Source organism: Enterobacter sp. (genome assembly GCF_977039595.1).
The window spans coordinates 26,510-51,474 of record NZ_CDRQYH010000018.1; the positions used below are offsets into that span (position 1 = coordinate 26,510).

Genomic DNA, 24,965 nt, shown 5'->3' on the forward strand with positions numbered 1-24,965 from the left:
CTAAACATAAACTGAACGAGGCGGGGATAGTGATTTGAGATGAATTAATTGGGTTTCTAATAATTTCCAAAAATGTTTCGCCTGTCACACAAAACAACAAAGCCTTACATTTCGAGCGATGAATATACGTTCAATCGCGCAGGCCGGTTTCCCTTCCATGTCATTTTTCTGACACGTTTATTCTTTACGTTGTTGGCTTCACTTACTGGATGCTAACAATATGAAAAGAAAAATTATTCCTGTGCTAATCGGCTGTGCGCTCTCTTTCTCTGGCCTGGCGGCGCAGCCCACTGCTGAGCGCTATGTCGTCAGCTTCCCTGACGGCTCACATGTGAAATACAGCGGCGCGTTTGCCGATGCGTTTCCGAATGGGCTCCCGGTGGGTATTGGCTCCGGCCTGCTGTTTACGGGCAAGCAGGGCGATGCCCTGACGTTTGCGACCGTGACCGATCGCGGTCCCAACGCCGATGCGCCCAAAAGGGGTAAAAACGAAGCCAAAATATTTGTCACGCCGGATTTCGCGCCGCTGCTGATGACCATCCGCGTCCAGAATGGCAAAGCGGAGGCGGTTGATGCCCGCCCGCTGCATGACGATAAAGGCGAGATTAACGGTCTGCCGCTGCAAAACGGCGTGATTGGCTCCACCAATGAAGTGGCGTTCAGCGACACCCTCAAGATCCTGAAGGGTGACAACCGCGGGCTGGACACGGAAGGCATCACGCCGGACGGCAAAGGCGGCTACTGGCTGTGCGACGAGTACGGCCCGTTCCTGATTAACGTCGACAGCAAAGGCAAAATCCTTGCGATCCACGGGCCGCAGGCGGCGGAAGGGGAAAAATCCATCGCGGGCGGTCTGCCAAACATCATCAAATGGCGCCAGCCGAACCGGGGCTTCGAAGGCCTGACCCGGATGCCGGACGGGCGTATTATCGCCGCCGTGCAAAGCACGCTGGACATCGACGGTAAGAGTAAAAAGCAGGCGCTGTTTACGCGTCTGGTGAGCTTCGATCCGGCAACCGGCAAAACCGCAATGTACGGTTACCCCATCGACAGCGCGGCCTACGACAAAAACAGCGATGCCAAAATCGGCGACATCGTGGCGCTTGATGACCAGCACATCCTGCTGATTGAGCAGGGAAGCGATAAAAACGACGGGATGCGTAACCTGATTTACAAGGTAGACCTCAGCAAGGCGAGCGACCTGACTACCTTTGACAAGCCGGGCGAGTACCCTGAGTTTGATGATGAGAAAACCCTGGCGCAGCGCGGCATTATCCTTGCGGCAAAAACGCAGGTCGTCGATCTGCGCGCGTTGGGCTGGCAGCAGGAGAAGGCCGAAGGGCTGGCGCTGATCGACAGCAAAACGCTTGCGGTGGCGAACGATAACGACTTTGGCGTAAAGGTAGCGATGCAAAATCCGGTTGAGGGCAAGAAGCTCAAGGATTATCGGGTGAACGCGGAAGGCAAGCTGACGTTGGATGATAAACCGGTGGAAACCATGCTCAGCGTGAAGCCGCTGAAGAAGCCGGAGTCCGACAGCGAGCTGTGGATTGTGACGCTGCCGGAGGCGGTGAAATAATACCAGGGCTTACCCTTCACCCCTCACCCTAACCCTCTCCCCTTAGGGGAGAGGGGATTGTTCGCTGCGCATAGTTAAGCGGGGAGGCTATTTTTTCAGCCCCGCAAACGCCGCCCGAATTTCTTCCTCCGGCAGCTGGATGCCAATAAACACCATCACGCTGTGCGGCGCTTCATCGCCCCACGGTCGGTCCCAGTCGGCGCTGTACAGGCGCTGCACGCCCTGGAACAGCAGGCGGTTGGGTTCGCCGTCAATCCACAGCATTCCTTTGTAGCGCAGCAGCCTGTCGGCAAACGACAGCAGCAGGTTCTCCATCACGCGGGAGACCTCGCTGATATCCACCGGATAATCCAGCTCCACCACAATCGACGCCACGTCGTTTTGCTTATCTCCCATAAAGTGGAAGCGCGGTTTCGCGGTGACGTTCTCCTCCAGCATAAAGCCGTTGGTGTTGAACAGCTGGGACAGGTCGATATCGCCGTGCGTCACCGTGTAAATCGGCGCGCGGGAGTTAATGCGGGTCAGGCGCTCGCGAAGCTTTTCGCTTTCGCCCGCCACGTCGGTTTTGGTCAGCAGGATGCGGTCGGCGTAGCCCACCTGAGACTGGGCGATGGTGAACTGGTTCATCTGTTCGTCGGCGTGGACCGCATCAACCAGGGCAATCACGCCGTCCAGCAGATAGCGCTGGCAGAGGATCTCGTGGGAAAAAAAGGTCTGAATAATCGGGCCGGGATCGGCCATGCCGGTACACTCGATCACCAGGCGGTCAAAGTCGATTTCCCCGCGATCGCGGCTGTCGAGCAGGTCCAGCAGGGCATCTTCTAATTCGTTAGAGCGGGTGCAGCAGATGCAGCCGTTGGTCAGGGTTTTGATCTGCGTGGCGCGATCGCCAATCAGCTGGTCGTCAACGGAGACTTCGCCAAATTCGTTTTCGATGACGGCGATTTTGAAGCCGTGCTGCTCGTTCAGAATGTGGCGCAGCAGGGTGGTTTTACCGGCGCCGAGGAAACCGGTCAGCAGGGTAACGGCAATCGGGGTCATGGTCTCTCCTTTAGCAGCAGCGGACGCCGCCTTCTCCACTTCCGCCGTAGCGCGCTTCCTGACGCTCGCGGAAGAATTCAGTGTAGGTCATGTACGGCTTATCCGGATGGTTGGTCTTCATATGCTCAACGTAGTTGTCATAGTCCGGAATGCCAATCAGCATTTTCGCCGCCTGACCGAGGTATTTTTTTGCTTCGCCTAAGTTACCAAACATTGTGGGTTCCAGACAGAAAAAGCCCGGCGATGTGAGTCCGCTGGGCTTGTGTTTCCCTCACCCCAGCCCTCTCCCAAGGGAGAGGGTGAGGATTGCGGATTAATGGTGTGAAGAGGTCTTCACGCCGCCTTCAGGCACCGGCACGTACGGGGTTTCTTTGTCCGTACGGCCGTCGGCGTTACGCACTTTCAGCCAGGTTTTGATGCCGTAGAAGATGATGCTGTACACCACCACCAGGAACAGAATGCTCAGACCCGCGTTGGTGTAGTTGTTCACCACGATATGGTTCATGTTGGCAATCTGCTGCGCGGTCAGATCCGCGCCGCCTGCGGCAATCTTCTCTTTGTACTGGTTAGCCATGAAGAAGAAGCCTTCCAGCTGCGGGTTGACGCTGAACAGCTTCAGGCCAAGCGCCCATGTGGTGCAGAGCAGCAGCCACAGCGCAGGCACCACGGTGACCCAGATGTATTTGGTGCGTTTCATCTTCACGAGGACAACGGTACCGAGCACCAGAGCTACAGCCGCCAGCATCTGGTTAGAGATACCGAACAGCGGCCACAGGCTCTTCACGCCGCCGAGCGGGTCGACAACGCCCTGATACAGCAGGTAGCCCCACAGGCCGACGCAGCCCGCCGTGCCCAGAATGCCCGCTACCAGAGAGTCGGTTTTCTTCAGGAACGGCACGAAGTTACCGAGCAGGTCCTGCAGCATGAAGCGGCCCGCACGGGTACCGGCGTCCAGCGCGGTGAGGATGAACAGCGCTTCGAACAGAATACCGAAGTGGTACCAGAAGCCCATGTCCGCCCACGGCAGCACTTTGTGGAACACGTGTGCAATACCGACAGCCAGCGTAGGAGCGCCACCGGCGCGGTTCAGCACGGACGGTTCGCCGATGTCTTTCGCCGTCTGCATGATCTGCTCAGGCGATATCACGAACCCCCAGGAGCTGACGGTCGCCGCCGCGTGTGCGCTGGCGTCTTTCAGCTGCGCCATAATCAGCGCCGCGTTGTCGCCGCCCATCTCATGCAGGTTCGGCATGGTAATACCGAGACCCGCCGGAGGGGTGTTCATCGCAAAGTACAGACCCGGTTCGATGATAGACGCGGCAACCAGCGCCATGATCGCCACGAAGGACTCCATCAGCATGGCGCCGTAGCCGATGAGGCGTGCGTCTTTCTCGTTTGCCAGCAGCTTAGGCGTGGTACCGGAGGAGATCAGGGCGTGGAAGCCGGAGACCGCACCGCAGGCGATGGTGATGAACAGGAACGGGAACAGGGCGCCTTTCCACAGCGGACCGGTACCGTCGATGTACTGGGTCACCGCCGGCATTTTCAGTTCAGGGTTGATGATCACAATCCCGATTGCCAGCCCGACGATCACGCCGATTTTCAGGAAGGTCGCCAGGTAGTCGCGCGGGGCCAGAATCAGCCAGACCGGCAGCAGCGCGGAGATAAACGCATAGCCAATCAGCGCGAAGGTGATGGTGGTGTCCTTGAAGGTCAGCGCCGGGCCCCAGTACGGGTCGTGCGCGATGACGCCGCCGAAGTAGATGGAGGCGACCAGCAGCACGATACCAATCACCGACACCTCACCTACGCGTCCCGGACGCAGGAAGCGCATGTAGATCCCCATGAACAGCGCAATCGGCACGGTAGAGCAGACGGTGAAGACGCCCCACGGGCTTTCGGCCAGGGCTTTCACCACGATCAGGGCCAGCACCGCGAGGATGATGATCATAATCAGGAAGCAGCCAAAGAGGGCGATAGTCCCCGGCACGCGGCCCATCTCTTCTTTGACCATCTCACCCAGAGAGGCGCCGTTACGGCGAGAAGAGATAAACAGCACCATAAAGTCCTGCACCGCACCCGCCAGCACCACGCCAGCGAGCAGCCAGAGCGTACCCGGCAGGTAGCCCATCTGCGCGGCCAGTACCGGGCCGACCAGCGGGCCTGCCCCGGCGATAGCGGCAAAGTGGTGACCAAACAGCACGTAGCGGTTGGTTGGCACGTAGTTCAGGCCGTCATTGTTAATGACCGCCGGCGTGGCGCGCGTCGGGTCGAGCTTCATGACCTTCTGCGCGATGTATAAGCTGTAGTAGCGATAAGCCACAAGATAGACGGAAACGGACGCGACCACGATCCACAGGGCGCTTACGTGTTCGCCCCGGCGTAATGCGACAACCGCCAGACAAAAAGCGCCGAGGATCCCGAGTAAGGCCCAGGGCACGTGCTTCAGTAGTTTTTTAGTATCCATAGTAAGACCTGGTTTTTTATGTAAAGAAAAAAGGGTCAGGGTTCGTTGTTAGGAGGTATTGATTAATGCTGGAGCGATCGTGCCAGATCAACGCGCGCGTAAAGGACGGTAAGTGAATGAGTGGTTGAAAGTGCCGGGTGAGCGGTCAAAGGAGGCGACGAGCGGTTTCGGCTCGCCGCCAGTGGGCGAAATTATGTGATTGAGATCACTTGATTATTCGGGGTACGCTCCACGGCCAGATAGCTTTCCAGCGTCCTGATGAGCTTCTCCTTCAGCCAGCTCGGTTCCAGTATCTGAATATGGGGGAGCCAGTAGAACAGCAGCGGCAGGATCTGGTTCTCGTGGGCCGCCTGGCAGCGCAGCGTGACGCCGCCCTGTTGCTCCTCCAGCAGCTCCTGTTCCGGCAGAAGATCGCGGCGCAGGAAGTAATGTGAAATATTATCTTTAATAAATATTTTCACTGCGAAAGTATCTTCAGATACCCAAGGGTCGAGGCTTTTCTCCAGCAGCTCAAGGACATTTTCTTCAGGGGTGAAGGTCGTTTTCTGAATATCAAACCAGCTAATCTAGCTCAAGGAGAAGGATTTCAGGCGGCTATTTTCGGTGGCTTGTAAATACCATATATTTTTTTTGTTAATGAGTTTATAGGGATTAATCAGACGGGTTTTACCCTTATAAACGATCTGGCAAACATTATGGTTTTTAATCGATTTCTCGATTTTCGTTAAATGACGGCGAATATCACGTTCTACCGTGTGTTCTGCTTCATTGCCAAGAATAAGAATATGGTTTTCGTCAACGCGCGCTTCAAGCTTCTGCCAGAATTCCGTATTTCTTTCAGGGAAAAAGCTGTCAGCATTCAGGAAGTTAGCAAGGGTGTGATGTAAGCCTTGTCCGCCGGGCGATTGTGCAGAATGGATCAGCCGATATAGCCCGTTACCGAAATGTTCAACAATGGGAGAGAGGGCATTTAAATCCCGGTAGACGGTACGCTCGGTAATTTTAAATTTCTCCATTAGCGCACTGCGGTTTACCACACCGTTTAAATGTAGCTCAACCAGAATATCGACCAGACGTTCAGCCGAGCGGCTACGCGTCGTTTTAGCCATAAGGTCATCCTGTATATTTAGGTATGCGCTGAATGATGCGGATGCACTGACAGGTAGTGTCAGTATTCAGTCACAGAAAATTTCTCTTATGGCTATATAACGGCGTGTTTTAGGGGAAACCTTAGGAGTTTTTGTAGAAAGCGGCGCTGGCCGGAAAAAAAGGCCAGCGCGAAGGGGCATCACAAGGCGGCTTCTGCCTCCAGCATGACCGGGTGGAAACGGCGCCTGAAGTAGATCAGGCCGTGTCCCGCGTCACTCAGGATAATGTTTTTAACTTCAACAAGGTAGACAAGATGCGTGCCGATGGTTTGCACCTGGCTAATCTCACCTTCAAGGCTGGCGAACGCGCCCTTGAGCACAGGCTGCGCCAGCGGCCCTTTCTGCCAGCAGGAGAGTGCAAAGCGCTCTTCCATCGTCATACCGGTCATCCCGGCGAAATGGCGAGCCATGATCTCCTGCTCGTGGTTCAGCACGTTAACGCACAGCCTGCCGTTGCCCTGGAATACCGGGTTCATAGCGCTGTTGGCGTTGATGCACACCATCACCGACGGCGGGGTGTCTGTGACCGAACAGACGGCGGTGGCGGTAATGCCGCAGCGGCCCGCCTCACCCTCGGTGGTGACCACGTTTACCGCCGCCGACAGGCTACTCATTGCGTCGCGAAAACGCAGGCGTTGTTCATCTGAATGCATTGCAACCTCCCGCTGCGCTATTTCAGCAGCTTGTCGAGCATGTTGATATCGCTGTTGTTGTGCAGGTGCGGTACGGTCCAGCCGTGCTGGTCGTATTCGGACATGCAGCGGTCGACCATCGCCATCATCTTGTCCATGTTGCCGGAGCTCTGCGCCTGGCGCAGACACTGCAGGCGAATTTCATCCTGGCTGCCGGAGTAGTTAATTTCGTACAGCTCGTGACGACCGCCGAACTCGCTGCCGATGGCGTCCCACATCAGTTTCAAAATCTTGATGCGTTCGACGTGATCCATGCCGTTGGAGCCGCGCACGTATTTCGCCAGATACTGGTCGATCTGCGGATTGTTCAGATCCCGGGCGCTGGACGGCAGGTAAATCAGGCCGGACGTCACGTTACGCTCGATGATGTTCTTGATTTTGGCGTAGGCCATCGGCGCCATCACGCGGTAGGTTTGCAGCGCGGCATGATCCGGCATATACGCGCCGTTAACCCACGGGGTGGCCTCGGAACACATGGAGTCGCTCAGCGCCCAGAACATGTTGCGCCAGGCCACCACTTCGCCGAGATCTGCCTGCACGCCGCGGAACTCCAGGGTACCGGTGCACTCCAGGGATTTCTTCAGCAGGGCGGTGATGAAGTCGAGCTTCACCGCCAGACGCACGCAGGCCTGCAGCGGGTACATGCGGGCGAAACCGCCTTCCATCGTCCAGCGACGGCAGCGGTCGAAATCGCGGTAGATGAGCACGTTTTCCCACGGGATAAGCACGTGATCCATCACCAGGATCGCGTCGTTCTCGTCAAAGCGGCTGGAGAGCGGGTAGTCGTAAGGGGAGCCGGTCGCGCCTGCCACCATCTCGTAAGAGGCGCGGGAGATCAGCTTCACGCCCTCGGCATCCATCGGCGCGACGAACATCAGCGCGAAGTCCGGGTTTTCGCCCATCACCTGCGCGGAGCCGAAGCCGATCATGTTGTAGTGGGTCAGCGCCGAGTTGGTGGCTACCACTTTCGCGCCGCTGACAATAATCCCGGCGTCGGTCTCTTTCTCCAGCTTGATGTAAACGTCTTTTACCTCGTCCGCCGGCTTGTGGCGGTCGATCGGCGGGTTAACGATGGCGTGGTTGAAGTACAGGCCGGTTTCCTGAATGCGGGTGTACCAGTTCCGGGCGTTCTGTTCGAACTGGCCGTAGAAGGCCGGGTTAGCGCCGAGCGCGCAGCCGAAAGCGGCTTTGTAGTCCGGCGTGCGGCCCATCCAGCCGTAGCTCAGGCGCGACCACTCGGCGATGGCGTCACGCTGCTGGCGCAGGTCGTCGGCGCTTTTCGCCACGCGGAAGAACTTGTGGGTGTAGCCGCCGCTGCCGGTGTCGGTGCCCCAGCACAGCGTGTCCTGCATGTCCGGCTTGTGCAGCGCGTCGTACATCTGTGCGATGGAGGCCGCCGCATTGCGAAACGCCGGATGGGTAGTGACGTCTTTGACGCGCTCGCCGTATATATAAATCTCACGACCGTCCTGCAGGCTTTTTAAATACTCTTCGCCGGTTAACGGGCGTTTGGCGTCTGCGCGGAACTCTTCAGGCTTCATAGGGACCTCGTATCGGAATAGTGTTGTTAAATTTATGTTTTGTTTTTGTTGTTTAATTGAAGCCTGAGAGGGGCGTAACGTGAAGGGACGATTGGGACAACGACGGGTACTTTTCGGGTGGGATGTGGTTTTGTGATCTGTGCGGCTTTTCGGCGGGTGGCGCTACGCTTACCCGCCCTACGAACCGTGATGCGTTCAGGAAACCGGTACTTTCTGAGCCCGATACGCGCTGGGCGAGCATCCCACTAAGCGGTTAAAAAAGCGGGCGAAATAGGCCGGATCTTTGAACCCCAGCTGCCAGGCAATCTCACTGACGGTGCTGTCGGAGAAGAGCAGCAAGCGTCTGGCCTCCCGCAGCTGGCGGTCGAAGATCAGCCGTTTTGGCGGACGGTTGGCGAAGCGGCGGCAGATATCGGTCAGGCGGGATTCGGTCAGGTGCAGCTCGCTGGCGTATTCCGGCACCGTCCAGTGCTGGTGGTAGTGGGTGTCGATCAGTTGGGTAAAGCGCTGGAACAGCTTCAGCTCGCCGCGCATGCCGCCTGAGGCGTGGTCGTCGAGCTTCGCGTTGCGCAGCAGCAGGGTAAACACCGCCTGCGCCAGCAGGACCAGGGTGTGCTCGCGCCCGGGCTGTTGTTCCGTGGATTCCCGGGCAATCAGCTGCCAGTAGTGCTTCAGCGCCGCCAGCTCGTCCGGCCTGTCGGCCAGCGAGAGGCAGATCCCCGGCAGGCCAAACGCCTCCCGCGTGCCGGGGTAGAGCACCTCCAGCAGCGGCCAGATCAGATCCTCACGGACCGTCAGTACGTGACCGTCGCTGTCGGATTCGGTGATAAACGCGTGCGGTACCGACGGCGGCGTGAGGACGAACAGCGGGGCCTGCACCGAATAGCGGTGATCGTCGAGCTGGAGCTCAATCTGCCCGGTATCGAGAAAGTGCATCTGAAAGTACTGGTCGTGACGATGCGCCTGCATGTCGCGGCCAAAAAAGGCCGCCATGCGGGCAAACGACTGGTAGTGCACATCGTCGGTGCCCAGACTTTCGTCGTACTCCTTGCTGATATCGATGTTGGTAATGGGGCTCTGGCACATAACGGCTTCCTAGTGGATCTTCTGCGCCGCGATGCCCGGCTCGCGTTCAAGGCTTTCGCGCTGCGTCATCGGGATGCGCGTCAGCACCAGCGCGCCGACCACCAGCAGCCCGGCCACAAACCACAGCCCCGAGCTAAAGCTGCCGGTCGCGTCGCGCAGGATCCCGATCAGCAGCGGGCTGACGGCGGAACCGACGTTGCCGATGGCGTTGATCACCGCCAGCGCCACCGCGCGGGACTGCAGGCTAATAACCCGATCCGGCGTGGTCCAGAATATCGCCATGGCGGTAAACGATCCGGTTGAGGCCATGATGATGCCAAGCAGCTGGATCAGGCTGTGATCCGTCGCGGAGGCCAGCATCCATCCCGCCGCGGCGAACAGGTACGGCAGGATGGTGTGCTTTTTTCGCTCTTTCAGCCTGTCGGAGCGGCGGCTCCACCAGATCATCCCGAGGATGGTGCAAAACTGCGGGATCGCCGCCAGCAGGCCAATGACGATATTGCTGCTTCCCGTGTTGAAGCTCTGCAGGATCTGCGGCGTCCAGATGTTGATCGCACTCAGCGTATTGGTCAGGCAGAAGTAGGCCAGCGTGTAGAGCAGCACGGCGGGCGTGAGCACCTCGCGCAGCGTGGAACGCGGCGTGACGAATTGGGCAATCGCGACCTCCTGCTCGCGGGCGATCATCGTTTTCAGCGCCTGCTTTTCGTCCTCATCCAGCCAGGTGGCCTGGTCCGGCGTGTCGTTGAGGTAAAACCAGGTCACCACGCCGAGCACCACCGATGGCAGCCCCTCCAGCAGGAACAGCCACTGCCATCCCTTGAGGTTCCACAGCCCGTCCATCGCTAGAATGTACCCGGAGAGGATCGAGCCGAGCATCATGGTTACCGGCATGGCGATCATAAACAGCGCGTTGGCGCGGGCGCGGTGATAGGCCGGGAACCACCAGGTGAGATAGACCAGAATCCCCGGCAGGAAACCCGCTTCGGCAATGCCCACCAGCATGCGCAGGACGTAGAGGGTTTCGGGGCTGGTGGCGAACATGGTGCAGGTGGAGGCAATACCCCACACCACCATGATCCCGGCGATCCAGCGGCGTGCGCCGATCTTCGCCAGCATGATGTTGCTCGGAATGCCGCACAGCACGTAGGTGACGTAAAACAGCGTCGCGGCCAGGCCAAACATGGTTGACGTGAGGCCAAGATCTTTACCCATCGTCAGCCCGGCGAAGCCGATGTTGATGCGATCGAGAAACGAGAAGACAAACAGGATAAAAAGAAAAACGATCAGGCGACGGAACAGCTTGTGAATGACGCGATGTTCAACAGCTTTATTATCATGGACTTGCAGGGTAGAGGTCGTCATGGTGCGCTCCAGATCTTACGTTTAGTAGACGGATTTATTGTTATTAACTGACGTAACCGGTTTTTCGATAAAACGTGCCGCCAGCGCTTCCGCGCCGCGGGCGAGCAGAGTGGTGTCGACGCCGACGGCAACAAACAGCGCGCCGAGTTCAAGATAGCGTTTTGCCAGCTGCTCGTTCGCCATCAGGATGCCGGGGGCTTTACCGGCAGCACGTATCTGTGCGATCGCCTGCTCGATGGCGGCCTGCACCTCCGGGTGCTGCGGATTGCCGGCAAAGCCCATGTCTGCGCTAAGATCCGCCGGGCCGATAAACACGCCGTCGACGCCTTCCACGTCCAGGATTTGCGGCAGGTTTTTCAGCGCCTCGCGGGTTTCAATCTGCACCAGCACGCACATGGCGTCGTTGGCCTGCTGCAGATAATCCGGGATTCGGTTCCAGCGCGAGGCGCGCGCCAGTGCGCTGCCCACCCCGCGAATGCCTGCAGGCGGGTAGCGGGTGGAACGTACCGCCAGCCGCGCTTCGTCGGCGTTTTGCACCATCGGCACCAGCAGGGTTTGCGCACCCACGTCCAGCAGCTGTTTGATCTGCACCGGGTCGTTCCACGACGGGCGGACCACCGGCTGGCTGGGATAAGGGGCGATAGCCTGCAGCTGGGTTAAGACGGTCTGCACGCTGTTCGGCGCGTGCTCGCCGTCGATCAGCAGCCAGTCGAAGCCTGCCCCCGCCAGCAGCTCGGCGCTGTAGCTGCTGGTCAGCCCCAGCCATAACCCGATTTGCGGACGGCCCGCCTGCAGCGCCGCTTTGAATGCATTTTGCATGACTATCTCCTAGACAAAACGGCAGCTGATGGAGCCCATGCTGCCATAGTCGACGTGGAAGGTGTCGCCTCTGCTGGCGGGCACCGGGCGGGTAAACGAGCCGCCGAGGATGATTTGCCCCGGCTCAAGCTGCACGTCGTACGGCGCCAGCTTGTTCGCCAGCCACGCCACGCCGTTGGCCGGGTGGTTAAGGACGCCTGCGGCCACGCCGGTCTCTTCGATCACGCCGTTGCGGTAGAGCAGGGCGGAGATCCAGCGCAGGTCCAGCTCGTCGGGCTTAATCGGACGGCCGCCGAGGATGACGCCCGCGTTGGCGGCGTTATCCGAAATGGTGTCGAACACCTTGCGCGGGCGCTGGGTCTCCGGGTCGACGTTGTGGCAGCGGGCGTCGATCAGCTCCAGCGCGGGGATGACGTAATCCGTGGCCTTGTAGACGTCGAAGATAGTGCAGTTCGGGCCGCGCAGCGGTTTTGCCAGCACGAAGGCCAGCTCCACTTCAATTCGCGGGACGATGAAGCGGTCGACCGGGATGTCGCTGCCGTCGTGGAAGAACATGTCGTCCAGCAGCGCGCCGTAGTCCGGCTCGCTAATCTGCGAGCTGGCCTGCATCGCTTTTGAGGTCAGGCCGATCTTGTGGCCCTTCAGCACGCGGCCTTCGGCGATTTTCAGGCTGACCCATTCGCGCTGGACGGCGTAGGCGTCTTCAATGGTAATCTCCGGGTAGTCCAGCGAGATCGCGCGGATCTGCTCCCGGGACTGTTCCGCCTGATGCAGACGATGGGCGATCAGGGTATGGGTATGTTTGTCGAGCATGGCGATATCCTGTTTTATGTTTGTTTTCTCCCTCTCCCTAAAGGGGCGAGGAGACTGGCCGTGCCGGTATTACTTAAACAACGCGTGCACGTTGTTCTGTTTGTAATTAAGCGTCGGGTGCAGTTCGTCGAGCTCAAACGACAGCGCCAGGTAGCGGCTCGCCATCAGCTCCGCGAAGTGCGCTTTGATAAGCCCAAACAGCATCTCCCCCACGGCTTCCCGGCTCTCCAGGCTGCGCCCGGCGCCGATTTTCAGCGTCATATGCACAAAGGCGTAATCGTGCCTGCCGTCGGCCATCTGCCAGGTGTCCAGCCAGTGGGCGCGGCTGCGGATACCGCCGATGGGGAAGATGCCCGTGGCGGCGAGCGCCTCGTTCACTTTGGCGAACAGCCCCGGCAGGTCGGCCTGCTCGCGGATGTTGTCGGTACATTCAGCAATAAAGTGCGGCATGGTGGCTCCTTAGGCGGGCAGCGGGAAAACGGCGTTGACCTGGCCGGTTCCGGAGCTGGCGAACAGCTCGGTGAGAAACTCCACCTTGCCGTCGTATTTGTCCCAGCCGAGCATCCCCAGCAGCATCACCGTGTCGTGCATGTTGCCCTCGCCGTAGCAGTAGTTGGCGTACTCCGGCAGCATGCTGCAGAATTCTTTAAACTGACCCTCACGCCACAGCTTCACCACGCGCTCGTCCATCTGACGGTCGAACTCCCGGGTGTAGCTGTTCATCCCTTCTTCCGCGCGCTGGTCGTCGATAAAGCGGTGCGACAGCGAGCCGCTGGCGAGCACCGCCACGGTGCCGTCATATTTTTCAATGGCGCTGACGATGGCCTCGCCCAGCCTGCGGCTGTCGGCGAAGTCGTGAACCGTGCAAAACGCCGAGATGGAGACCACCTTGAAGTGCTTATCCGTGTTCATGTAGCGCATAGGCACCAGCGTGCCGTACTTCAGCTTCAGGCTTGGAATGTTGTGCGCTTTGGCGCGCACGCCAAGCTTCACCGCCTCGTCGGCGATGAGATGACCGAGTTCCGGATTGCCGTCGTAGTCGTAGGTCATGTCGCGGATAAAGTGCGGCAGCTCGTTGCTGGTGTAGACGCCCGAAAAATGGTCCGCACAGTTGATGTGGTAGGCGCTGTTCACCAGCCAGTGGGTGTCGAAGACGATAATGGTATCGACGCCCAGCTCCCGGCAGCGCTTGCTAATTTCTTTATGACCGTCGATGGCGCCCTGGCGGCAGCCGTGGTTTTTGCCCGGCAGCTCGGAGAGATACATCGACGGTACGTGGGTGATTTTCGCCGCTAACGCTAGTTTACCCATGCTCAGATCCCCCACTTTGGAATCGGATGGTCGCCCATGGAGATGCAGACGTTCTTCATCTCCGCGAATACCTCGAAGCTGTACTCGCCGCCCTCGCGGCCGGTGCCGGAGGCCTTCACGCCGCCAAACGGCTGGCGCAGGTCGCGCACGTTCTGGGTGTTGACGAACACCATGCCCGCTTCGATATTGCGCGCCAGGCGCAGTACCTTGCTGACGTCCTGGGTCCAGACGTATGACGCCAGGCCGTACTCCACGTCGTTGGCCAGGCGCAGCCCTTCCGCTTCGTCCTTGAACGGCAGCAGGCAGGCCACCGGCCCGAAGATCTCCTCCTGCGCCACGCGCATGCGGTTGTCGACGTCCGCCAGCACGGTCGGGCGCAGGAAATTGCCGCCCTTCAGGTGCGCAGGCAGGTCGGTCGGTTTGTCCGGGCCGCCCGCCAGCAGGGTTGCGCCCTCTTCAATTCCGAGGCGGATATAGCCGGAGACTTTTTCCCAGTGCTGCTTGCTGATGAGCGCGCCAATCTGGGTGTTCGGATCGGTCGGGTCGCCCACGCGCAGGCGGTTGGCGCGCTCGGCAAAGCGCTTGACGAATTCCGGGTAGATGCTCTGTTGGATAAAGATGCGCGAGCCCGCGGTGCAGCGCTCGCCGTTGATCGAGAAGATGGTGAACAGGGCGGCGTCCAGCGCGCGCGCGATGTCGGCATCTTCAAAAATCAGCACCGGGGATTTGCCGCCCAGCTCCATGGAGTACTTCTTCAGCCCTGCGTTTTTCATGATGTTGCGCCCGGTGGCGGTGCCGCCGGTGAAGGAGACCGCGCGCACGTCGTGATGACGCACCAGCGCGTCGCCTGCCGTCGCGCCATAGCCCTGCACCACGTTCAGAACGCCCGCCGGAATGCCCGCTTCGAGGGCCAGCTCGCCCAAGCGGTCAGCGGTCAGCGGGGAGAGCTCGGACATCTTCAGCACCGCGGTATTACCTAAGGCGAGGCACGGCGCGACCTTCCAGGTGGCGGTCATGAACGGCACGTTCCACGGCGACACCAGCGCGCAGACGCCCACCGGCTGCACCAGGGTGTAGTTGAGCATCTTGTCGTCGACCGGGTAGGTTTTACCGTTCATCTGCTGGCACACCTCGGCGAAGAACTCGAAGTTGTGCGAGGCGCGCGGAATGAGCACGTTTTTGGTCTGGTGGATCGGCAGCCCGGTATCGGCGGTTTCCATGGCGGCGATCTCCGGCACGTTCTGGTCGATCAGATCGCCCAGACGACGCATCAGGCGCGCGCGCTCCTTCATCGGCAGGTTGGCCCACTTCGGAAACGCCTCCTTGGCGGCGGCAACGGCCTGGTGAATTTCAGCTTCACCGCCGGAGGCGACTTCTGCCAGCACCTCGCCGGAGGCCGGGTTAGTGGTGTGGAAGTAGTCGCTGCCCGCGACGTTTTTACCGTTGATCCAGTGGTTAATCTTTTTCATTTTGCCGTCTCCTCACTCACAATTCTGTTCACCAGGCGTCCCACGCCTTCCACTTCAACCACCACCTCATCGCCCGGCACCACGTCGGACAGCCCCTTCGGCGTGCCGGTGGCAATCATGTCGCCCGGCTGCAGGGTCATAAAGTCGCTCAGGTAGGCGATCAGGTACGGGATGCTGAAGATCAGATCCGCCGTGGTGCCTTCCTGGCGCAGCTCGCCGTTAACGAAGGTGCGCAGGGCGAGGTTGTGCGGGTCGGGAATGGCTTCTTTTGGCACGACGTTTTGGGAAATGGGGGTCAGCCCGTCGCGGCTTTTTACCCGCAGGTTCGGGCGGTAGTAGTTTTCCAGGTAGTCGCGGATGGCGTAGTCGTTGCAGACCGTGTAGCCCGCAACATAGTCCATCGCCTCGGCTTCACTCACCTTACGCGCGGTTTTACCGATGACCACCACCAGCTCCGCTTCGTAATGCATGTATTCGATATTGTTCGGGCGCACCGACGTCTGGCCGTCGCCGTTGAAGGTGTTTGGCGCTTTGATAAATACCAGCGGCTCGGTGGGCGGCTTGAAGTCCAGCTCGCTGGCGTGATCGGCATAGTTCAGACCGAGGGCAAACAGCGTGGCGTGCGGCGGCGTGCGGTGCGTGTGAGCGACGTCGCGTTCATCTACCACCGGGTTTTCCAGCGGCGGAAAACCTGCCGCCAGAATACGCACCCGATCGCCCGGACGGATCTCAACGCGGCTTTGCGGGGTACCGAGCAATATCGCATCGCCGGGATTGAGGGTAGCGAACTCGCTCAGGGCGCTCAGCAGTTCGGCTGCGTTACGCTGAAGGTCGGCCGTGTTCCAGTGGTCCGCTTCGCGGCCGTTGATCTCGGTGATGATGGTCAGGTTATCCACGTTACCAACGGCGACCATTTCACCGAGCGGGCAAAATCCGTCACGGCATTTCGCCTTGATGGCAGGGCGGTAGAAGCTCTCTTCCGGCAGGCTCACCTCGTTGGCGAGCGCATATCCGGCGATGTACTCCGCGGCGTCCTCCACGCGCACCTTGCTGGCGGTTTTGCCCACGACCAGAGCCACCGTGGCGCCGCTCAGCACCGTTTCACCCTGCGGGAAGGGGATCGGCTCGCCCGCGCGGATCACCGTGTTATGCGGTTTGATAAACCACACCGCTGTTTTCGGCGGCGTGTTGTAGGGGGCTTTTTCAAAGGCCTCACGCCAGGCTTCACGCTGGCTTTGATGGTTGAGGGCGACGGCAAAAACGGTACCTTTCATTCACATACTCCTCAGGCCGGATGTCCGGTTTGGATTTCATTAATATGTTAATGATCTGGTTTTATGCTTTTGCTGTTTATTTCGCAATCAGAAGTGAAAAATTTGTGATATGAATAACAATAAATTTACATGTTGGACTTTATTAATATTTAAATCATAGAGTTAATAAAATTGACGGGTTTCTGTTAGACTTTTTGACGGAAAACGCGTTGTTTATAAAAACATCTTTTAGTGATTGTTTACTTGTTAATGATGTGAAGGGGAGACGCTATGCATGATTCATTAACCATCGCGCTGCTGCAGGCGCGGGAAGCGGCGATGTCCTATTTCCGCCCCATCGTGAAGCGCCATAACCTGACCGAGCAGCAGTGGCGCATTGTGCGCGTGCTGGCTGAACATCCGTCGATGGATTTTCACGATCTGGCGTTTCGCACCTGCATCCTGCGTCCCAGCCTGACCGGCATCCTGACGCGGATGGAGCGCGACGGCCTGGTGCTGCGCTTAAAGCCGGTGAACGACCAGCGCAAGCTGTACGTATCGCTGACCAAAGAGGGAAATGCGCTGTATGAACACGCCCAGGCGCAGGTCGAAGAGGCGTATCAGCAGATCGAGGCGGAATACACGCCGGAGAAGATGAAACAGCTGACGGCGCTGCTGGAAGAGTTTATTGAACTCGGAAACCGGCATAACGCAGCGCGGGAAGAAGAGTAAAAACCACAAATTCCAGGATGATTTTCGTAAAGTTTTCCCTTTCCAGGCCGAAAATTCTGTATCTGTCTGAGGAAAGAGAAAACATGTTAAACCGTATCAAGATTGTCACCAGCTTAATGCTGGTTTTAGCGATATTTGGCCTTTTACAACTCACATCCGGTGGTCTTTTCTTTAATGCCCTTAAGAATGACAAAGAGAATTTCACCGTCCTGCAAACCATTCGCCAGCAACAATCCACGCTGAACGCCAGCTGGGTAGCATTGCTGCAAACCCGTAATACCCTGAACCGTGCGGGTATCCGCTACATGATGGATCAGAGCAATATCGGCAGCGGCGCGACCGTTAACGATTTGATGCAAATCGCGTCTACGTCTCTGAAACAGGCGGAAAAAAACTGGGCTGCCTATGAAGCCCTGCCGCGCGATCCGCGTCAAGGCGATGCGGATGCTATGGAGATCAAGCGTAACTATGATATTTACCATGGCGCGCTGGCGGAGCTGATTCAGCTGCTGGGCGCGGGCAAAATCAACGCCTTCTTCGACCAGCCGACCCAGAGCTATCAGGACGGTTTTGAGAAGCAGTATGTGAGCTACCTGCAGCAGAACGACAAGCTGTATCAGACGGCGGTCGAAGACAGCAACAGCTCCTACAGCCAGGCTATCTGGGTGCTGATTAGCGTCCTGATTGCCGTGCTGGTGGTGATCGTGGCCGTCTGGCTGAACATCAAGCAGACGCTGATCTCCCCGCTGAATCGTCTGATCGACAACATTCGCCATATCGCCAGCGGCGACCTGGTGAAGCGCATTGAGGTTCAGGGCACCAACGAGATGGGTGAACTGGCCGACTCGCTGCGTCATATGCAGGGCGAGCTGGTGCGTACCGTTGGCGACGTGCGTAACGGCGCGAATGCGATTTACAGCGGCGCGAGTGAAATCGCGATGGGCAACAACGACCTCTCCTCCCGTACTGAACAGCAGGCCGCTTCCCTGGAAGAGACCGCTGCCAGCATGGAGCAGCTGACGGCGACCGTTAAGCAGAACGCCGAGAACGCTCGTCAGGCAAGCCATCTTGCGCTGAGCGCCTCCGAAACCGCGCAGAAAGGCGGCAAAGTGGTGGATAACGTGGTGCAGACCATGCGCGATATCGCGGGCAGTTCGCAGAAAATTGCCGACATTATCAGCGTGATCGACGGCATTGCCTTCCAGACCAACATTCTGGCACTGAACGCGGCGGTAGAAGCGGCGCGTGCGGGCGAGCAGGGCCGTGGTTTTGCGGTGGTGGCAGGTGAAGTACGTAACCTGGCCCAGCGCAGCGCCCAGGCGGCACGCGAGATCAAGAGCCTGATTGAAGACTCCGTGGGCCGCGTGGAAGTGGGCTCAACGCTTGTCGAAAGCGCCGGTGAAACCATGGGTGAGATCGTGAATGCGGTAACACGCGTCACGGACATCATGGGTGAAATCGCCTCTGCGTCTGACGAGCAGAGCCGCGGTATCGACCAGGTGGGCCTGGCGGTAGCAGAGATGGATCGCGTGACCCAGCAGAACGCCTCGCTGGTTGAGGAATCTGCCGCAGCGGCGGCCGCCCTTGAAGAGCAGGCAAGCCGTCTGACGCAGGCCGTGGCGGTGTTCCGCATTCAGCAGGAGCAGATGAAAGCGCGCGAATTCGCTTCTGCGAAAACCGTTGCAGCACCGGCGATGGCGCGTAAAGCGGTTACCGCTGATGCAGGTGATAACTGGGAAACCTTCTAACGCCGTTTGTTGTGCCGGGTGGCGGCTGCGCCTTACCCGGCCTACGGTTCAGGGTTTTGTAGGCCCGGTAAGCGCAGCGCTACCGGGCGATATTACAGAGGCAGGCGCATGACGCAGCGCGTTTCATACGCGAAGCCGTGCGCTGTCTCTTCTTCCCTTTTCCGACGCAGTTCAGGCGTCAGCGTCGTCATTTTTTCAAACCCCAGCCGAGCATAGAACGGCGCATTCCACGGTACGTTCCTGAACGTCGTCAACGTCAGCGCTGTCAGCCCCCTTTTACGTGCATAGTCTGCCACGCAGGCGATGAGCTGCCTGCCGATCCCTTTTCCCTGCCAGTGCAGATCGACCGAGAGTTCGACAATAAACAGTGATGACGGATGGGCTTCGGCGAGGATAAACCCGACGGGCTGGTCTTTTGCCAGCGCCAGCCAGCTTAGCCCGCGTTCGACATAGCCGAGGTGATGGTCAGTGGAAATGACCTCGCCATCGGCAAGCCAGGCGAGTTCCGGGTCTTCACGAAAGCGCTCCCCCGCCGCGCGTTCAATGGCGGGCAGGGCGACAACGTCGTTGAGGGTGGTGGAGCGAATGCGAATGGTCATGGCGACAAGTATAGCCTGACCCGTCGACATTATTCCGAGCAGATCAGCACCGGCGAATAGAAATTGCTGATCACCAGCGCGTCTTCTGGCGTGCGCTCTATTGTCAGGAGCCTTTTATTGCCCAGCGTCAGGCCGGCAACGTATTTTTCAAAGACCCCGGGCGGCATGGCGTCATGGCTAAAACGCTCCACTTTTTGAATAGCAATCTCATACAGTTCGCCCTCCACGTGACGCCATTTAAACATCTCCTGGCGGGAAACCTCCCAGCTGCGCGGGGCATTCACTACGCTGCCGTTAACCGTGATGTACCCCGTTTTGTCGGGATGAAAACGCATAATGATCTCACCGTCAAAGGTGAAATCGTGGCTGTCGCGCCGGTCGGAGAAGGTCAGGTTTCCATCGCAGGCCACCGACAGCGGGGGCGTGTGAAAGTACCACGCCGTCACGGCGGCCAGCAGCAGCAGGTTGAGGAACAGGATTAGCCAAACTTTTTTGTGTCTCATATCACCACTCGTAATAGTAAAGCGTACGACAGGCGCTGGCTTTACCCCGCGTGAGGGAACATTGGGAGAGCACCAGCCGCCCTTCGTGGCCGTAGAAAAGCGTTCTCTGAATGTGCATGTAGAAAATTGAATTTTTCAGGCACGGAAGATGGCCGTCCTTCTGAAGCGTTTGCGCCAGCGTTATTGCCTTCCCGTGAAATACATCCGCCAGCGGCGTAAAGGTGTAGACCGGGCAGGTGCCGATATGCGTCAGCAGATGGATCTCCCTTTGTGAATTTTCTGGCTTGATCAGCGCGATCCAGAGGCATAGCGCAACGACGACCAGCGTGAGCGCGCCGCAGAACAGCCATTCCGGGCGAACGGGCCATGCAGGTTTTGCCGTTTCGGCGGTCGGCGGGGCCTCCTCCAGCGGGGTGACCGTGACGTCTGCGCTGAGCATAAAGCCCGTTTTCGGTACGGTAACGATAAGCAGCGCGTCGGGAAGCAGGGTCGCCAGCATCTTGCGCAGAATGCTGATGTACTGGTTTAAGGAGTTGTTAGATCCCTGGAGCCCTCGCCGATCCCAGACTTCCTGGAGAAAGGTTTCCCGTTCAACCACGTTCCCATGATGCTGAACCAGCAGCTTCATGATGGTATTGGCCGTACAGGTGAGGAGCTGCGCATCCTCATCCGGCGCATTGATAAGAGAAACAGAACCGTCCTCGTCGTTATAGACGATGGCGTCAGCAAGCAGGTATTTCATAAGTTGTTGTAATAAAAACAGAGATAAAAAATAAAAAGAGAAGGTCTACGCCTTCCGGGCTGCATTGCTGGCTATTTTAACGCCATTGTTACCGATAACATTGATCCAGACAGGATTTTGGGTGGTTTAATAAGTCAGCGTGATAATCACGTCATCAATAAATTCTCCGGTACCGGTTAGCGGCTGTGCCGGGACCTCGCCATAAACGGTGTAGTTCTGGGTGCCGCCAGCGGGATTAGTGACCTGCAGCGCATCGCCGCTGCTTTGATCTCCCCAGCGTTGCGTGGCCGCCTCATCCTGCCAGAGCCCGTAGCGCAGGCACTGGCCCTCGCTGTTGCAGAGCTGCCGCTGGTTACCGCTGGCATGGTTGCCTTTGCCCATGGCAAGGGTGAACGCGGTTCCGGCCGGACAGCGCGTGGTGAGGGTGGCGGTGGAACGCGTCGGACGCAGGGTCGCGTTGCTGGTCAGGGTGCCGAAGTTAAGGGGCGTCACGCGCTCGATGTAGCATCCCTGGCTGATCTCGGCCTGCGCGCTGGTGCCGCCCTGCACCTGCTCCCCCTCTGCGGAACCGTCCGAGCAGTTTTGCAGGGCATCCTGACGCAGGGCGCTGTGCCAGGCGATACGCAGATTCATGTTGTAGTTGTAATAGTGGTAGGCCGGAAGCTGGCTTTGCCCTGCCGGAATGGTAGCGATAAGGGGAAAGGTACCGCTGACGTTGGCATTGCTTTGCGCGGCCAGAGTCTGCTGAATCAGGTTCCCGCTACTGGCAGGCCCCAGCTCCTGAGAGTGCGCTGCGCCGTTCAGCAGGCGGAAGAGGAGGGTGTACTGTTTCCCCTCCTGATCCCCCGGCGAGATCATCTCAAAGGGCGGGGCGTCTACGCTGCTCAGGCAGACGTTGAGATATTCTGTCCTGCCCTCATTGTCGGCCTGGCAGCTAAATTTGACCTCGGTGTTGACGGAGGTGGTATTGCCCGCCACGACGTTGCCAAAGTTAATGGTGGGCATGGAGGTTATCCAGCAGGCTGCCGCCATCGCCTTCACGGACAGGACGAGCAGCAATAATAACGGTGCTCTTAATGACACAGTTGTTCTCCGATATTCTGTATAGATGACCCGGTGCGCGGCGCCGGAAGCGTGACCCGGCACTCCCCCTCACCGGTCTTCACCACCAGTTCACCCGGCAGGGGCGGATCTTCAAGCCAGATAAAGCCGTCGCGGCCCACGATGGTGGCACCCTGCGGCGTTGACACGACGCTGCCTAGCGGGAGCGGCCTGCGGCGGCTGTCGACCAGCCGGGCCTGAACCGTGACGGCATGATGGACGTTAAAATCGACTTTGACCGCGCTGCTGTTGCCCGGCCTGGCATGCATGTCGGTGACGGGGGCGATCACATCGGCGGGCAGATCGAGCGGGTTAATGCTGACTTTGCTGTTGTGGTAGCGCGGCAGGTCGGTCAGCAGAAGATAACCGTCCTCATCCGTTTCACCGGCCGGGCGGTTTTCCAGCATCACCGGTACGTGCCCAATGCCGTGCGTGGACACCAGCGCCATGCCCTGCTGGATGTAGCGCAGCGCGTGCAGGCTGCCGTCCAGCAGCGTCAGGCTACCTTCGGCGGAGGCGTACTGGTTGCCCAGGCTGGCACCCTGCTGCAGCCCAACGTGCCATTCGCCCGCTCGGCCCAGATAGCCTACGTCCGCATATCTTTCACGTCGTTCGCCAAAACCCTGGCCCAGCTCCCATGACCAGCCGCCGGCCTCATCGTCCGGCTGGTGGCGGTAATCCATGCGCGGCGTATCCCGGCTGGCCTGAGCGGAGAGCGTGTCCTCGCGACCCAATGGGACGGAAAGCAGCAGCTGAACGTGGCTCGACGCGTCCGTAAACGAGCGGGTATAGCTCAGCGTGGTGGAGATGTGTGCCGGCAGCGACACCGACCAGGAGGCGTTGAGGTAGCGCTCTGTGCTGCCCTGAATGTTCTGCTGTACCCAGCCCGCGCCCACGGTGCCGAAGTGGGGAACGGACTGGCTTACCCACACGCTGTCGCTGCGCCTGACGGGCGCGGCACCGCTCATGCGGGCGTTGTCGGCGAAATCCGCCCCGGTACGGACGGTGCTGGCAGAAATGCCCGTTCCTCTGCCGTTCCACTGCCAGCCGAGGCCCCACTGAACGCCCTGCCCGTAAGGGCTGTCGCTCACGGCAACGTGCTGGCTGACCACCCCTACGGCGGGGGAGACCAGCCAGTCAGCGCCCGTACCCACGTTGCGCAGCCTGCGCTGCTGCTCCGTATGCAGCGCCAGCGTCAGGTGATTATTCACTCCATAGCGCCAGCCCGCGTCCAGCAGCGGCGAGGCGGCATAGTCGTCGGAGTGCAGGGCGTAGTTTTCCCGCATCCAGCCGATGTCCAGCGAACCGCTGCTGAGCCCTTCCGCCAGCATGCCCGGGGCGCCGTAGAGATCGAGCTGTACGGCGCGACGCTGACCGTTGATATCGGTAATCACCACCTCCGCCTGCCCGCTGCCGGTGAAGGACGGCAGGGTATCCAGCAGAAAGTCTCCCGGCGTGACGCGCTGGCTGCTCTGCTTAAGTCCGTCGATATATAGATCGACCGTGGAAGGCAGCACGGCCGTGTCGCTGTAGCGGCTGCGCGGTTCGGTATTGAGCTGGGGATTAAGCTCAAAGTTACGTGCCCAGTGCAGCCCGCCAAAGCGTACCTGCCGGCTCCAGCGGGTGCCGGTGGTGATGCTGTCGCCCAGCGCCAGCGTTGTCAGCGAGTCGGTGTTGTCCCACTGCCAGCGGGTTTCGAGACGGGTGTGGGTAGGCCGACCGGCGCTGTTTTCCTCCCCGGCATGGCTTGAAAAACTGCTGCTGAACGTTCCGGGCAGCCCTCCGGAGGCGGTCAGCATGGTCTGGGCGTTAAGCTGGCGCTTCCCCTGCGCGTCGCTGGCGTAGAGCGCGTATCCGAGCGTATAGGCGCTGACGGGCTGCGCATCAGGATAGCGGTACATCGGCGTGGGCCTTGAGACGGTCAGATGCTGCTGGCCCTCGAGCGCCTCTGCCTCTGCGGTAATCGACACCTGCTGGGACAGCGCGTCGAGATTGACCTTCAGGCCCGGCAGGGAGGTCAGCTCAACCCACTCTGCGCGATCGTCCGGGGCGTGAAGCCCCAGCTTTTTCATGTCGCTGCGGCTTATCCATAGCGCATTATCCACCACCCGGCAGGCCCACAGCTCGCCTCGCGGAGCGTGGTTCACGGTAATGGCCAGCCATTGTACGGTGTCGGCGGGTTCAGTCCGGGCTGACAGCATGAGCGGTAGCCAAAACAGGAGCGCGAGAAGCGAGCGGGCGCAGGGGTATCTGGCTGGCATGATGGTCATCATTGAGATAGACGCGCAGCGAGCTGAGCGCGTGTCGTGAGGGCTGCTTGAGCGATAAAAGGGCGATTTGTCCCGGGAGCACATAGCCCGCCAGGCCTTTAATCGACCCTACAACCTGCCCATCGGCCGTCAGGGCCTCAAGGTGGCTCAGGCGGATATGGCGGTTTCCGGCGTTAAAGCAGCGGAGAGTGGCCGGTATGTCTGCCTGCTCACAGCTCAGGGCATCGTGGCTGGCTGGCGCGCTCTGGTTCCCGGCAATAAACACCGGAATCGAGTAGCGCAGCAGGAAGTGCACCGCGGTGGGATTGGCGGCGCGGGACGTGGCGTCCGGCAGTTCGTCGATGACCAGCCGGTAACTTTGCTCCTTTGCACGGTTGCCTGGCTGCATGACGATAATGCGCACCAGCTGCTGCTGGCCCGGCGCCAGTGATGTCATCGCCGGGCTGGTGACCACCTCCCCGGTGTTCACCAGAACATCTTTACCGTTTTTTTGCGTCCATTCGTACACCCGAATCTGCGCATGGATGGCCGCTTTCCCACTGTTAGTGAGATAGACCGCCGCTGCCCGCTGGTCGCTCTGCAGATCGAGCGTTACCGGGGCCACCTGAAGCGTGGCGGCCAGCGCGTAGCGTGACAGCAGCGCCAGCATCGTGAGCCACAGAATGAAGCAGGGAAGGTAGCGACGCACG

The 24,965-nt window shown here is 59.3% G+C and carries 22 protein-coding genes and 1 pseudogene; 3 read left to right on the top strand and 20 right to left on the bottom strand.

Going from position 1 to position 24,965, the window contains the following annotated elements; all coding sequences use genetic code 11:
- Positions 1-220: 220 nt before the first annotated feature.
- Positions 221-1,579 carry an esterase-like activity of phytase family protein gene (locus tag ACWYRJ_RS07960; protein ID WP_455507688.1) on the top strand — a complete coding sequence of 453 codons (1,359 nt, stop codon included), beginning with the start codon at positions 221-223 and terminating at the stop codon, positions 1,577-1,579.
- Between the two features lie 87 nt (positions 1,580-1,666).
- On the opposite strand, the gene yjiA is transcribed toward ACWYRJ_RS07960, so the two are convergent.
- The 14 genes and pseudogenes from yjiA to hpaG all read right to left on the bottom strand — a co-directional run bounded on the left by yjiA (position 1,667) and on the right by hpaG (position 16,602).
- The gene (yjiA, locus tag ACWYRJ_RS07965; protein ID WP_115876542.1) at positions 1,667-2,620 is read right to left on the bottom strand and encodes a GTPase; all 954 of its coding nucleotides are present in this window, start codon (positions 2,618-2,620) and stop codon (positions 1,667-1,669) included.
- A gap of 10 nt (positions 2,621-2,630) precedes the next feature.
- Positions 2,631-2,834 (bottom strand): YbdD/YjiX family protein, encoded by a 204-nt coding sequence (locus tag ACWYRJ_RS07970; RefSeq protein ID WP_003856610.1) that lies wholly within the window; start codon positions 2,832-2,834, stop codon positions 2,631-2,633.
- Between the two features lie 99 nt (positions 2,835-2,933).
- Positions 2,934-5,087 (bottom strand): carbon starvation CstA family protein, encoded by a 2,154-nt coding sequence (locus ACWYRJ_RS07975; protein ID WP_223581140.1) that lies wholly within the window; start codon positions 5,085-5,087, stop codon positions 2,934-2,936.
- A gap of 191 nt (positions 5,088-5,278) precedes the next feature.
- Positions 5,279-6,196, bottom strand: a pseudogene (locus ACWYRJ_RS07980) (helix-turn-helix transcriptional regulator).
- A gap of 179 nt (positions 6,197-6,375) precedes the next feature.
- Positions 6,376-6,888: a 4-hydroxyphenylacetate 3-monooxygenase reductase subunit gene (locus ACWYRJ_RS07985; protein ID WP_455507689.1), complete on the bottom strand. Its 513-nt coding sequence runs from the start codon at positions 6,886-6,888 to the stop codon at positions 6,376-6,378.
- Between the two features lie 17 nt (positions 6,889-6,905).
- A complete protein-coding gene (hpaB, locus tag ACWYRJ_RS07990; protein WP_455507690.1) occupies positions 6,906-8,468 on the bottom strand; it encodes a 4-hydroxyphenylacetate 3-monooxygenase, oxygenase component in 1,563 nt (520 codons plus the stop codon).
- Between the two features lie 195 nt (positions 8,469-8,663).
- Entirely contained in the window at positions 8,664-9,554 is an 891-nt protein-coding gene (gene hpaA, locus ACWYRJ_RS07995) for a 4-hydroxyphenylacetate catabolism regulatory protein HpaA (protein WP_455507691.1), read from the bottom strand.
- Between the two features lie 9 nt (positions 9,555-9,563).
- On the bottom strand, positions 9,564-10,916 hold the full coding sequence (gene hpaX, locus ACWYRJ_RS08000) for a 4-hydroxyphenylacetate permease (RefSeq protein WP_455507692.1): 1,353 nt from the start codon (positions 10,914-10,916) through the stop codon (positions 9,564-9,566).
- 21 nt (positions 10,917-10,937) lie between these two features.
- Complete coding sequence (gene hpaI, locus ACWYRJ_RS08005; RefSeq protein ID WP_149367764.1) at positions 10,938-11,735, bottom strand: 4-hydroxy-2-oxoheptanedioate aldolase; 798 nt, start codon at positions 11,733-11,735, stop codon at positions 10,938-10,940.
- A 9-nt stretch (positions 11,736-11,744) separates the two neighbouring features.
- Entirely contained in the window at positions 11,745-12,548 is an 804-nt protein-coding gene (hpaH, locus tag ACWYRJ_RS08010) for a 2-oxo-hept-4-ene-1,7-dioate hydratase (protein WP_455507693.1), read from the bottom strand.
- 69 nt (positions 12,549-12,617) lie between these two features.
- Positions 12,618-12,998: a 5-carboxymethyl-2-hydroxymuconate Delta-isomerase gene (locus tag ACWYRJ_RS08015; protein WP_115876536.1), complete on the bottom strand. Its 381-nt coding sequence runs from the start codon at positions 12,996-12,998 to the stop codon at positions 12,618-12,620.
- Positions 12,999-13,007: 9 nt separating this feature from the next.
- The gene (gene hpaD / locus ACWYRJ_RS08020) at positions 13,008-13,859 is read right to left on the bottom strand and encodes a 3,4-dihydroxyphenylacetate 2,3-dioxygenase (protein WP_455507694.1); all 852 of its coding nucleotides are present in this window, start codon (positions 13,857-13,859) and stop codon (positions 13,008-13,010) included.
- Between the two features lie 2 nt (positions 13,860-13,861).
- Positions 13,862-15,328 (bottom strand): 5-carboxymethyl-2-hydroxymuconate semialdehyde dehydrogenase, encoded by a 1,467-nt coding sequence (gene hpaE, locus ACWYRJ_RS08025; protein WP_455507695.1) that lies wholly within the window; start codon positions 15,326-15,328, stop codon positions 13,862-13,864.
- Positions 15,325-16,602 (bottom strand): 4-hydroxyphenylacetate degradation bifunctional isomerase/decarboxylase, encoded by a 1,278-nt coding sequence (hpaG, locus tag ACWYRJ_RS08030; protein WP_455507696.1) that lies wholly within the window; start codon positions 16,600-16,602, stop codon positions 15,325-15,327. Before hpaG ends, hpaE begins: the two co-directional genes overlap by 4 nt.
- A 270-nt stretch (positions 16,603-16,872) precedes the next feature.
- On the opposite strand from hpaG, the gene hpaR reads away from it, so the two are divergent.
- Positions 16,873-17,313: a homoprotocatechuate degradation operon regulator HpaR gene (gene hpaR / locus ACWYRJ_RS08035; RefSeq protein ID WP_023334396.1), complete on the top strand. Its 441-nt coding sequence runs from the start codon at positions 16,873-16,875 to the stop codon at positions 17,311-17,313.
- Between the two features lie 83 nt (positions 17,314-17,396).
- Positions 17,397-19,061: a methyl-accepting chemotaxis protein gene (gene tsr / locus ACWYRJ_RS08040; RefSeq protein ID WP_455507697.1), complete on the top strand. Its 1,665-nt coding sequence runs from the start codon at positions 17,397-17,399 to the stop codon at positions 19,059-19,061.
- A 92-nt stretch (positions 19,062-19,153) separates the two neighbouring features.
- Here tsr and ACWYRJ_RS08045 read toward each other — a convergent pair whose 3' ends face one another.
- From ACWYRJ_RS08045 to ACWYRJ_RS08070, 6 genes are all read right to left on the bottom strand, one after another.
- The gene (locus ACWYRJ_RS08045) at positions 19,154-19,660 is read right to left on the bottom strand and encodes a GNAT family N-acetyltransferase (protein WP_455507698.1); all 507 of its coding nucleotides are present in this window, start codon (positions 19,658-19,660) and stop codon (positions 19,154-19,156) included.
- Between the two features lie 29 nt (positions 19,661-19,689).
- A complete protein-coding gene (locus ACWYRJ_RS08050; protein ID WP_455507699.1) occupies positions 19,690-20,163 on the bottom strand; it encodes a hypothetical protein in 474 nt (157 codons plus the stop codon).
- A 1-nt stretch (position 20,164) separates the two neighbouring features.
- Positions 20,165-20,905 (bottom strand): winged helix-turn-helix domain-containing protein, encoded by a 741-nt coding sequence (locus ACWYRJ_RS08055; protein WP_249576813.1) that lies wholly within the window; start codon positions 20,903-20,905, stop codon positions 20,165-20,167.
- Between the two features lie 126 nt (positions 20,906-21,031).
- On the bottom strand, positions 21,032-21,988 hold the full coding sequence (locus tag ACWYRJ_RS08060) for a Csu type fimbrial protein (RefSeq protein ID WP_455507700.1): 957 nt from the start codon (positions 21,986-21,988) through the stop codon (positions 21,032-21,034).
- Positions 21,979-24,267, bottom strand: coding sequence for a fimbria/pilus outer membrane usher protein (locus ACWYRJ_RS08065; protein WP_455507701.1), 2,289 nt, complete (start codon positions 24,265-24,267; stop codon positions 21,979-21,981). The genes ACWYRJ_RS08060 and ACWYRJ_RS08065 overlap by 10 nt, the downstream gene beginning before the upstream one ends.
- Complete coding sequence (locus ACWYRJ_RS08070; RefSeq protein WP_455507702.1) at positions 24,188-24,964, bottom strand: fimbrial biogenesis chaperone; 777 nt, start codon at positions 24,962-24,964, stop codon at positions 24,188-24,190. Before ACWYRJ_RS08070 ends, ACWYRJ_RS08065 begins: the two co-directional genes overlap by 80 nt.
- Between the last annotated feature and the right edge of the window lies 1 nt (position 24,965).

Bases quoted from the DNA above. Each gene is read 5' to 3' on its own strand.
- ACWYRJ_RS07960 (WP_455507688.1), top strand. From the start codon at position 221: ATGAAAAGAAAAATTATTCCTGTGCTAATCGGCTGTGCGCTCTCTTTC.
- yjiA (WP_115876542.1), bottom strand. From the start codon at position 2,620: ATGACCCCGATTGCCGTTACCCTGCTGACCGGTTTCCTCGGCGCCGGT.
- ACWYRJ_RS07970 (WP_003856610.1), bottom strand. From the start codon at position 2,834: ATGTTTGGTAACTTAGGCGAAGCAAAAAAATACCTCGGTCAGGCGGCG.
- ACWYRJ_RS07975 (WP_223581140.1), bottom strand. From the start codon at position 5,087: ATGGATACTAAAAAACTACTGAAGCACGTGCCCTGGGCCTTACTCGGG.
- ACWYRJ_RS07985 (WP_455507689.1), bottom strand. From the start codon at position 6,888: ATGCATTCAGATGAACAACGCCTGCGTTTTCGCGACGCAATGAGTAGC.
- hpaB (WP_455507690.1), bottom strand. From the start codon at position 8,468: ATGAAGCCTGAAGAGTTCCGCGCAGACGCCAAACGCCCGTTAACCGGC.
- hpaA (WP_455507691.1), bottom strand. From the start codon at position 9,554: ATGTGCCAGAGCCCCATTACCAACATCGATATCAGCAAGGAGTACGAC.
- hpaX (WP_455507692.1), bottom strand. From the start codon at position 10,916: ATGACGACCTCTACCCTGCAAGTCCATGATAATAAAGCTGTTGAACAT.
- hpaI (WP_149367764.1), bottom strand. From the start codon at position 11,735: ATGCAAAATGCATTCAAAGCGGCGCTGCAGGCGGGCCGTCCGCAAATC.
- hpaH (WP_455507693.1), bottom strand. From the start codon at position 12,548: ATGCTCGACAAACATACCCATACCCTGATCGCCCATCGTCTGCATCAG.
- ACWYRJ_RS08015 (WP_115876536.1), bottom strand. From the start codon at position 12,998: ATGCCGCACTTTATTGCTGAATGTACCGACAACATCCGCGAGCAGGCC.
- hpaD (WP_455507694.1), bottom strand. From the start codon at position 13,859: ATGGGTAAACTAGCGTTAGCGGCGAAAATCACCCACGTACCGTCGATG.
- hpaE (WP_455507695.1), bottom strand. From the start codon at position 15,328: ATGAAAAAGATTAACCACTGGATCAACGGTAAAAACGTCGCGGGCAGC.
- hpaG (WP_455507696.1), bottom strand. From the start codon at position 16,602: ATGAAAGGTACCGTTTTTGCCGTCGCCCTCAACCATCAAAGCCAGCGT.
- hpaR (WP_023334396.1), top strand. From the start codon at position 16,873: ATGCATGATTCATTAACCATCGCGCTGCTGCAGGCGCGGGAAGCGGCG.
- tsr (WP_455507697.1), top strand. From the start codon at position 17,397: ATGTTAAACCGTATCAAGATTGTCACCAGCTTAATGCTGGTTTTAGCG.
- ACWYRJ_RS08045 (WP_455507698.1), bottom strand. From the start codon at position 19,660: ATGACCATTCGCATTCGCTCCACCACCCTCAACGACGTTGTCGCCCTG.
- ACWYRJ_RS08050 (WP_455507699.1), bottom strand. From the start codon at position 20,163: ATGAGACACAAAAAAGTTTGGCTAATCCTGTTCCTCAACCTGCTGCTG.
- ACWYRJ_RS08055 (WP_249576813.1), bottom strand. From the start codon at position 20,905: ATGAAATACCTGCTTGCTGACGCCATCGTCTATAACGACGAGGACGGT.
- ACWYRJ_RS08065 (WP_455507701.1), bottom strand. From the start codon at position 24,267: ATGCCAGCCAGATACCCCTGCGCCCGCTCGCTTCTCGCGCTCCTGTTT.